Here is a 7,719-nt window from a genome sequence, read left to right as displayed (position 1 = left end):
GTCGACACCGCGAGCCGGCTGAACGCCGGCGCGTCGACCACCGTCACGCCCGCCGGCAGGGCGGTGACCGAACTCGACACGTCGCCGCGGCCGACGGTCGCGCCGTTCGCATTCCAAAGCCCCGGAGAGGATGCCGGCTGCGCGGGGCGCGTGCGCTGCGCGCCGGGCGTGGCAGTCCGGGCTTGCGACGGCCTGGATTGCCGCGCACGCTTTGGCGTCGGCTCCGGCGCAATCACCGTGACCGGCGGCAACGCGGCTGACACGGTCGAGGCCGGGCCGGTTTGCGCGTTGACGGATTCGCCGGCTGCAAACCCGGACAATGTCATGCCTGCCAGCGCCAGGCGCCATGAACTTCTACGCAATTTACCCCCCATCGTCGGTCACGGCGCTTGATGAGCCCTTGCACGCCGTATGACGATCCCGTCAGATGATCATATCTTAGTATGACAATTCGAGTCGATCGTCATACGCGCATGAGCAAGTTGCGCGCCAGTTGCAGCGTCGGCATGGCCCTTTGGGAAAGCCCTTGGGATTCAATTGCCTCAGGAACGCCCCGCGCCGGCGTGCGTCGCTGATGGGAGGGCGAAGGATCCAAGCTCTGGCAACCGGTTATCCATTGGAGGTAATCAAGTGGCCAGATCGTGAGAGTCCGTCTTGAACATCCGGAGGAGCAACGCATGGCGACCATCTTCATCACAGGTAGCACGGACGGCCTCGGCCGCGCGGCAGCGCAATCGCTGCTCGATCAAGGCCACGGCGTGGTGCTGCATGCGCGTTCGGCCGATCGTGCCGCATCGCTCGGCGGGCTCACCTCGCGTGCCCAGGGATTGGTGGTTGGCGACCTCAGCAGTGCCGCGGAGACGAGAAGCATCGCGGACCAGGTCAATGCGATCGGGCGCATGGACGCGGTCATCCACAATGCCGGCGTCTACACGCGGCCGAGCCGCGGCGCGACGCCGGAAGGCCATGCCGAGACGCTCGCCATCAACACGCTTGCGCCGTACATGCTGACGGCCCTGATCGCGCGGCCCGGCCGGCTGGTGTATCTCAGCAGCGGATTGCACCGCGGAGGAGAAGGCTCGCTCGACGATCTCGATTGGACGAAGCGGGCCTGGAATGCTTCCAAGGCCTATGCCGAGAGCAAGCTGCATGTCGTCGCGCTCGCCTTTGCGCTGGCACGACGCTGGCCAAACGTTCTCTGCAACGCCGTTGATCCCGGCTGGGTACGCACGAGGATGGGCGGCGCGGGCGCGCCGGTCGATATCGACACCGGGCAACGGACGCAAACCTGGCTGGCGGTGAGCGATGATCCCGCCGCCATGGTCAGCGGGCGCTACTGGCATCATCTCCGGCAGGAGCAGCCGGCGAGCGAGGCAACCGATCCGACATTTCAGGACGCGCTCATTGCCAGATTGAGCAAGCTGACGGGCGTCGCGCTACCGGAGGTGTAGCGCACAGGGCGCAATGACGGAGCAGGCTTCACGCCGCCCGCTCCGGCCGCCACGCCGCATAGAGGCCGACCAGAGTGCCCAGCGCGGCCAGCGCGGCCGCCAGCAGCACCTGCAACTCGCCATTTTCGGTGGGGCCGACCGCCGACACGATCCGGGTCACGATGACGAACAGAATGCTCACGGCAGCCGTTGCACCCACGCAGAGATAAGCGAGTTCGCGCCACAGCTTGCCGCCGAGAAGTCCGAGTGCGGTGAAATACATCGCACATGCGTTGGGATGAACGAACAAGGCAATCCGCGCGTAGCGACCATAGGCGTGGAGGAGCGACTCGCAGCGGCGCAGTGCCGCTTTCGAGGCGACCCGCTGCAAGAGCGGCCTGAAAAAGCGCGCCTGTCCGTAACTCAAGACGGCGCCCAGGATGATGGCGAGCCACGCAACGGCAAACACCGAGGCGTCGGCGGACTGCGGATTGAGCGCCACGGACATCAGGATGAGCGCCGTGCCGGGAAAATAACCGAAATAGGGGAAGACCGACTCCATGAGCACGCAGACGAACATGAAGGCGGGAAACCACCACGAGCCGCTCGCGCCCTGGACGATTGCGTTCAAGTCGAACAGGTTCGTCCTGTACAGGACAAGGTACATGCACATGGCCAGTCCGGCCAGCGCGTAGAATGGCAATGCGCCGGACAGAAACCGTCTCATTCAACCGAGCTTTGTTTCGCGGACAAGGCGCAGACCATCGATACCGAGGAAACCCATGGCGCATGCTTTAGGCGAACGGCATCGCTCCTGTCGATAGCCATCATCGTGATCGGCCTGACCGCGCCTACGCAATCGACAGGACCTCGATCTCCTGCGCGCCCGAACCGACGACGTCTCCGACCGCCTTTCCCATCAGCGACCGCGCCACCGGCGAGACATACGAGATCGTCCCCGCCTTGGGATCGGCTTCGTCCTCGCCGACGATGCGGTAGGTCTGCACCCGGCCGTCAGCGCGGCTGAAGGTCACGGTGCTGCCGAAGGCGACGGTGTCGGTCGCGCCAGGATCGGGCATCACCTGCGCCGTGCGCAAGCGTTCGGTGAGATAGCGGGCATCGCGCAGGGGCACGGCCGACTGCCGGCGCTTCTCGTTGACGTCCTCGATCGCCTGTGCGGCTTCATAGGCCTTGCGCGCCTCGGCAAGCTGCGCCTGCAACGCAAGAAGGCCGGCTTCCGTCACGAGGTTGGGATGCGGCGAGATCGGGCGATCCGGCAACAGCGTCTCGGACGCGGTTTCGGCGCTCTCTTCCTTGGTGAAGGCGACGCTCAATTGAATATCCTGTCGAGCTGTTTCGATGGCGGCGCCAGGCGCCGCGAAATATCGAACTATATCTCAAGTTCGACGAAACGACGGAGCTTGAAGACGAGATCCGGCAGGGCCTGGCGGAACCGGGTCGCGTTCTGGAAACTGGTCGAGAACGGCGCGAAGGTCAGCATGGCGTTCCAGTTCCGGTAGCCATAGACCGTGACCGAGACGCCGGAGGCCGGAAAACCGTCCATCTTGCGCAACTCGCCGAGCACGAGGTCGGCGATGGCCTCGGCGGGAAGCAATTTACGGCCATCCGGCGTTGTGGCGATCTTTGCCGGCGGCTCGACCGTCTTCGTTTCGGCCGGCGCGGTAACGGGTGGAGGCTCGGACCTGATCTCGGGTTCAGCCGGCGCGGCGTCGCCGGCGGCCGCCTCGACCGCCTCGGGCTCGTTCGCCGGGGCCGTCGGAGGAGCTTCGGCGAGCGGCGGGGTGTCTGCGCGCTTGTTGCCGCCCAGGATGCTGGTGATCATGGCCACCAGACCAGCATCCTTCCCGTCCTCGCTCATTCCTTCCCCCGGACTTTGGCCTTTGGAGCGAAGCGGCATTCGCCTCGCTCAAATAGCGCTTCGGATCGCCACAATGTATGTGGCTTGATCCCATGGCCAAGACCATCCTTCAATGGGCAACGGCGCCGCAGCCGGTGCGACCGCCGCCCCACCATGCAGACCTTATTGCTTATCGAACGGGATGTATTGCTGGTACTGCTTGGGGACCGAGCTGCGGTAGCGCGAAGGCACGGTTCCGGTGTCGACCGAATGATCGATCTCCTGCTGCCGGGTCATCTTCTTCTTGGCCGGCTTCTTCGCGGCGCCTTTCTTGGCGTCGGTCGTGGAACTGTCGGTGGTGGCGCTCGGCGCGGTCGCTGTCGCAGCCGGCGCAGTGGTTGTCGCGGCAGGCGCCGCGGTTCCGCCGGCGGCCGGCGCTCCCTGCGCCAGGGCAAGCGGCGCTTGCATCACGAACACGAGCGCTGCCGCCGCGGCCAGCAAATATGATTTCTGCATCAGAACCTCCAAAAAATGCTTGATCCGAATGAGCCAACCTAGGCCTCCGGCATCGACGCGTGCAAGTCCATCGACGATAGGTCCGATCCCACGCCGGAACTGTGGTGGAGATCACATTGCAAGCCATGGCCTGCGTCATGATGTGCCTCACCTCGAACGCACCGCGCCATGCCGACACCAACAGGCATGACCGTGCATCCGTCGCCCGGAACGCCTGGGCACGGCGGTTCGACCCCATCGAAGGAGATTGAAATGCGTCGCACCATCCTCACGCTTGCATCGTTCGCAACCCTGATCGCCGCGTCCTTGTCGGCGGCGCCGGCCCAGGCCGCGAATGACAGGTTCTGCCTGCAAGGCCGCAGCTGGGGCTATCCCGGCAACTGCCAGTTCGCCACCTATCAGCAATGTGCTGCCACGGCGTCCGGCACGTCGGCCTATTGCGGCATCAACCCGCGCTACGCCTATTCGCAGCCCTACTATTACTGACGGGAGCGCGGCTGAAGACAGTGCGGTGTGCGCGACAGCGCACGCCTAGCCTCGGCGGATCAACCGCCGGGGCTCCGCATTTCATTCATGCGCCTTGCAGCTGCATCGTCCCCGAACTCTCGCGTGTGGTGCCAAGTTGCCACAACTGGCCGCAAATCCGCCGCGCGGGCGAAGATGCGGATTGCTCGTCTGCAGCAAGTCCCGACAATTCGACTCGAAGTACTCATTCCGATTCGCATTTCAGGACAGGCTGGTTGGGGACATCGTGCACAAGGCCGCATTCATCGCATTCAGCTGCTTCATGCTCGCCGCACCGGCAATCGCCGCCGACCTGCCGATCAAGGCCGTCAGGACTCCCGAGCCGCTCAATCTTTGGCAGGTCGAGGTCGGCGCACGGTACTGGTACAGCATCGGCCGCACCGCCTACGACTTGCACACCACCGGCTCGCGATACTCTCCGGTCATCTCGCGGCTCGACTATCACAACATGAGCACGCATTCGGGAGAGGTTTTCTTCCGGCTCGACAGCCCGATGAAGTTCTTCGTCAAGGGCTACGGAGGATTTGGCGGCATCACCGGCGGCACCATGAACGACGAGGATTTTCCGCCCTTCTTCAACGGGCCGTACACGAAGACGGAGAGCCAGACCCGCGGCTTCCTGGGCTACGCCAACCTCGATGTCGGCTATTCCTTCTACGAGTCACGTCCCGTCAACGCGGAGCCGCGCCTTCGCCTGGGCGGTTTCGTCGGCTATCATTACCGCGGCGAGCTGGCAGATGCATGGGGATGCCGGCAGACGGTGCCCGGCGGCCAAATCTGCGAAGGCGCCGGCGTCCTCGCCGGCAACGTCAAGGTCATCACCGAGCGGGACATCCTGCACTCCGTCCGCGCCGGCGCGGTGGCCGATCTCTGGTTTACGCCGGCGCTCAAGCTCACCGTCGATGCCGCCTACACGTATTCCGACGTGAGGGCTTTCGACACGCACTACTTCACCTTCGGCACCGAGCCGTCTCGCGGCTACGGCCATGGCTTCCAGCTCGAGACAGTGATGTCCTATGCCGTCACGCCCAACGCGAGTGTGGGCATTGGCGCCCGGTACTGGCACACAGGAATCAACGACTTCACCGAGCCTGCGAGCGGAGCACCGGGGCAGGCGCAGACCTATCAGGTCGACCGCTACGGCACCTTCATCCAGAGCAGCTTCAAGTTCTGAGCGGGGCAGCTCGCCCCGTCTTCCGCCGGCAAGCGTGGCGCGCTTCGATGGGCCGTGGCTTAGAAAACCTCGACGCCGGAATCCTTGATCACCTTGCCCCAACGGGCGTAATCGGCCTTGATGATGTCCGTGAATCCCTCGGGCGTCGACGTGGTGACGAGCAGTCCCTGAGTCTCCAGGCGGGCTCGAACATCGGCTTGAGCTCCGATGCGTACGACTTCCGCATTCAGGCGCTGGATGATCTCGGCCGGGGTCCCTGCCGGCGCGACCAGGCCGAACCAGGAATCGACGACGAAGTCCGACACGCCGGCTTCGGCTGCGGTGGGGACGTCGGGCAGCTGTGACGAACGCTCGCGGCTGGTGACGAGCAGGCCCTTGACCTTGCCGTCGCGGATCTGGGGCGCGAGCACGGTCAGCGTGTCGAACGACAGGTTGACGACGTTGCCCAGCAGTGCGTTGACCGCGGGGGCGCTGCCCTTGAACGGCACATGCAGAAGCTTCGTGCCGGTTTGGCGCTGGAAGAGCTCGCCGCTCAGATGGCAGAGGGTGCCAGGACCACAGGACGAGTAGGTCAATTTGCCGGGATCCTTGCTCGCGGCGGCAACGAGATCCCTGGCGTTCGAGATCGGCGTGTCCGGGCTGACTGCCAGCACATAGGGAACCGTAGCCAGGTTCGACACCGGAACGAAGCTCTTGAAGGGATCGTACCTGATCTCCTTGTTGATATGCGGCAGGATGGTGAGCTGCCCGGCGGGGGCGAGGGACAAGGTGTAGCCATCGGGCTCCGCGGTGGCGGCGGCTTCGGCAGCAATCGCAGTGCCTGCGCCTGCCTTGTTCTCGATCACGACGGTCTGCTTGAGCGCCTCGCTCAGCTTGTCCGCGTAAATGCGTGCGACGGTATCGGCGGCGCCCCCGGGAGGAAACGGCACGATCAATTTGATGGTGCGGCTGGGCCAGGCGCTGGCGCTCGCGGCACTCGCATTCACGAGCACCGATGCGGTCAGGACGGATGCGGCCAGCAAGGCAAGAGATCGAACGAAGCGCACAGCAGGAATCCTCATTGAGTTCGACAAGCCCGCACGTCCGTTCGGCTGGACGTCGCCCAGGAACTTGCCGCGGTAGACCATTCAATAAATGCTATGTGGCCGCCCTCTCGGCAATGGAACCACATTGCAAATGCGCGCCGGTCGAAAGAGGATTACTTCTGTCTGATGCGCGATGACGAGAAGATGCGCCTAAGGGCCTTCGCGGACCGAAGGATCACGGAATCCGGGATTGGGGAGACAGCAGCGAGGGCAAGGGTCTAAGAGGCCGCTAAGCCGCTCTCCCGCAGCCGGCTTGCGAACCAGCGCGACTGCGCCTCATCGAGGGCCGCGCTGACATAGACTTCCGACATCGTGACCGAATGTCGGTCCAGCACCAGCAGCAAGCCAATCCAGAACGGAAACCAGACATGCACGTCGGTGAGCGCCCTCAGCTTGTGCTGGTCGTGCTCCAGCGGCGTGTGATTGCTGGCCTTGCGGATCTCGACCGCGAGCAGGTTATTGGGGATCTCGCGCTGATGCACGACGACATCGGGGTAGATGGACTTGCCGAGATGGTCGTCGGTCGAGATGATGGTGCCGTGCGGCAGGTGCAGCGTGCGCTCGCCGAGCCGGTCGTAATTGCAGTCGGTCGACCAGCCTGGAAAATGCTTCTCCAGGTGCACGGCGAAACGGTGCGTGACCGCCCGCTCGCCGACGTCCTTCTCGAACAGGAAAGTCTCTTGGGCGTAGAAGTCCCTGACAGCCGCGATCACCTTGTTCAGCTCGGTCTGCATGGTGCCTCCGGGCTTGCGGCGCTCTGGCTGCTGGCGTCCTACATCTGGACTTCGATCAGGCGCGGGCCCGGCTCTGCAACGGCTTCGGCCAGCGCCTTGTTGAACTCGTCGGCGTTGGTGACGGCGCGGCCGGGCACGCCCATGCCTTTGGCGAGGGCCACGAAATCCAGCGTCGGGCGGTCGAGCCGGAGCATGTCGTTGGCACGCTGGCCGGGCTCGCCGGCGCCGACATTGTCGAACTCGCCGCGCAGGATCTGGTAGATGCGGTTGGCGAAAACGATGGTGACGATGTCGAGGTTCTCGCGCGCCTGCGTCCACAGCGACTGGATCGTGTACATCGCGCTGCCGTCGCCGACCATGGTGATGACCTTGCGGTCCGGGCAGGCGATCGCCGCGC

At 64.5% G+C, this 7,719-nt stretch carries 11 protein-coding genes; 4 read left to right on the top strand and 7 right to left on the bottom strand.

All coding sequences use genetic code 11. From position 1 onward, the window contains the following. On the top strand, window positions 1–393 hold a 393-nt coding region (locus tag JHD07_RS22825; RefSeq protein ID WP_291626110.1), incomplete at its 5' end, for a hypothetical protein. A 284-nt stretch (window positions 394–677) separates the two neighbouring features. Then, window positions 678–1,451 carry an SDR family NAD(P)-dependent oxidoreductase gene (locus JHD07_RS22820; protein ID WP_291626108.1) on the top strand — a complete coding sequence of 258 codons (774 nt, stop codon included), beginning with the start codon at window positions 678–680 and terminating at the stop codon, window positions 1,449–1,451. Window positions 1,452–1,479: 28 nt separating this feature from the next. Here JHD07_RS22820 and JHD07_RS22815 read toward each other — a convergent pair whose 3' ends face one another. The 4 genes from JHD07_RS22815 to JHD07_RS22800 all read right to left on the bottom strand — a co-directional run bounded on the left by JHD07_RS22815 (window position 1,480) and on the right by JHD07_RS22800 (window position 3,804). Further along, window positions 1,480–2,157 carry a hypothetical protein gene (locus JHD07_RS22815; protein WP_291626106.1) on the bottom strand — a complete coding sequence of 226 codons (678 nt, stop codon included), beginning with the start codon at window positions 2,155–2,157 and terminating at the stop codon, window positions 1,480–1,482. A gap of 124 nt (window positions 2,158–2,281) precedes the next feature. After that, complete coding sequence (gene greA / locus JHD07_RS22810; RefSeq protein ID WP_291626104.1) at window positions 2,282–2,764, bottom strand: transcription elongation factor GreA; 483 nt, start codon at window positions 2,762–2,764, stop codon at window positions 2,282–2,284. A gap of 56 nt (window positions 2,765–2,820) precedes the next feature. After that, window positions 2,821–3,309 (bottom strand): hypothetical protein, encoded by a 489-nt coding sequence (locus JHD07_RS22805; protein WP_291626102.1) that lies wholly within the window; start codon window positions 3,307–3,309, stop codon window positions 2,821–2,823. Between the two features lie 162 nt (window positions 3,310–3,471). Further along, window positions 3,472–3,804: a hypothetical protein gene (locus tag JHD07_RS22800; protein ID WP_291626100.1), complete on the bottom strand. Its 333-nt coding sequence runs from the start codon at window positions 3,802–3,804 to the stop codon at window positions 3,472–3,474. Between the two features lie 252 nt (window positions 3,805–4,056). Here JHD07_RS22800 and JHD07_RS22795 point away from each other — a divergent pair, with 252 nt between their 5' ends. Further along, window positions 4,057–4,290 carry a DUF3551 domain-containing protein gene (locus JHD07_RS22795; protein ID WP_291626099.1) on the top strand — a complete coding sequence of 78 codons (234 nt, stop codon included), beginning with the start codon at window positions 4,057–4,059 and terminating at the stop codon, window positions 4,288–4,290. A 265-nt stretch (window positions 4,291–4,555) separates the two neighbouring features. Next, complete coding sequence (locus JHD07_RS22790; protein ID WP_291626097.1) at window positions 4,556–5,503, top strand: hypothetical protein; 948 nt, start codon at window positions 4,556–4,558, stop codon at window positions 5,501–5,503. Between the two features lie 59 nt (window positions 5,504–5,562). Here JHD07_RS22790 and JHD07_RS22785 read toward each other — a convergent pair whose 3' ends face one another. From JHD07_RS22785 to JHD07_RS22775, 3 genes are all read right to left on the bottom strand, one after another. Continuing rightward, entirely contained in the window at window positions 5,563–6,525 is a 963-nt protein-coding gene (locus tag JHD07_RS22785; RefSeq protein WP_291626095.1) for a tripartite tricarboxylate transporter substrate binding protein, read from the bottom strand. Window positions 6,526–6,806: 281 nt separating this feature from the next. Next, window positions 6,807–7,322 (bottom strand): hypothetical protein, encoded by a 516-nt coding sequence (locus tag JHD07_RS22780; RefSeq protein WP_291626093.1) that lies wholly within the window; start codon window positions 7,320–7,322, stop codon window positions 6,807–6,809. A 38-nt stretch (window positions 7,323–7,360) separates the two neighbouring features. Beyond that, a partial coding sequence (locus JHD07_RS22775) for a thiamine pyrophosphate-dependent enzyme (RefSeq protein ID WP_291626091.1) occupies window positions 7,361–7,719 on the bottom strand: 359 nt, incomplete at its 5' end.

The sequence above is a fragment of the Bradyrhizobium sp. genome (assembly GCF_016462955.1).
Taxonomy (GTDB): domain Bacteria; phylum Pseudomonadota; class Alphaproteobacteria; order Rhizobiales; family Xanthobacteraceae; genus Bradyrhizobium.
This window is presented reverse-complemented; position numbering and strand designations above follow the sequence as displayed.

Coding starts and splice junctions, on each gene's coding strand:
- JHD07_RS22820 (WP_291626108.1), top strand. CDS start 678: ATGGCGACCATCTTCATCACAGGTAGCACGGACGGCCTCGGCCGCGCG.
- JHD07_RS22815 (WP_291626106.1), bottom strand. CDS start 2,157: ATGAGACGGTTTCTGTCCGGCGCATTGCCATTCTACGCGCTGGCCGGA.
- JHD07_RS22805 (WP_291626102.1), bottom strand. CDS start 3,309: ATGAGCGAGGACGGGAAGGATGCTGGTCTGGTGGCCATGATCACCAGC.
- JHD07_RS22800 (WP_291626100.1), bottom strand. CDS start 3,804: ATGCAGAAATCATATTTGCTGGCCGCGGCGGCAGCGCTCGTGTTCGTG.
- JHD07_RS22795 (WP_291626099.1), top strand. CDS start 4,057: ATGCGTCGCACCATCCTCACGCTTGCATCGTTCGCAACCCTGATCGCC.
- JHD07_RS22780 (WP_291626093.1), bottom strand. CDS start 7,322: ATGCAGACCGAGCTGAACAAGGTGATCGCGGCTGTCAGGGACTTCTAC.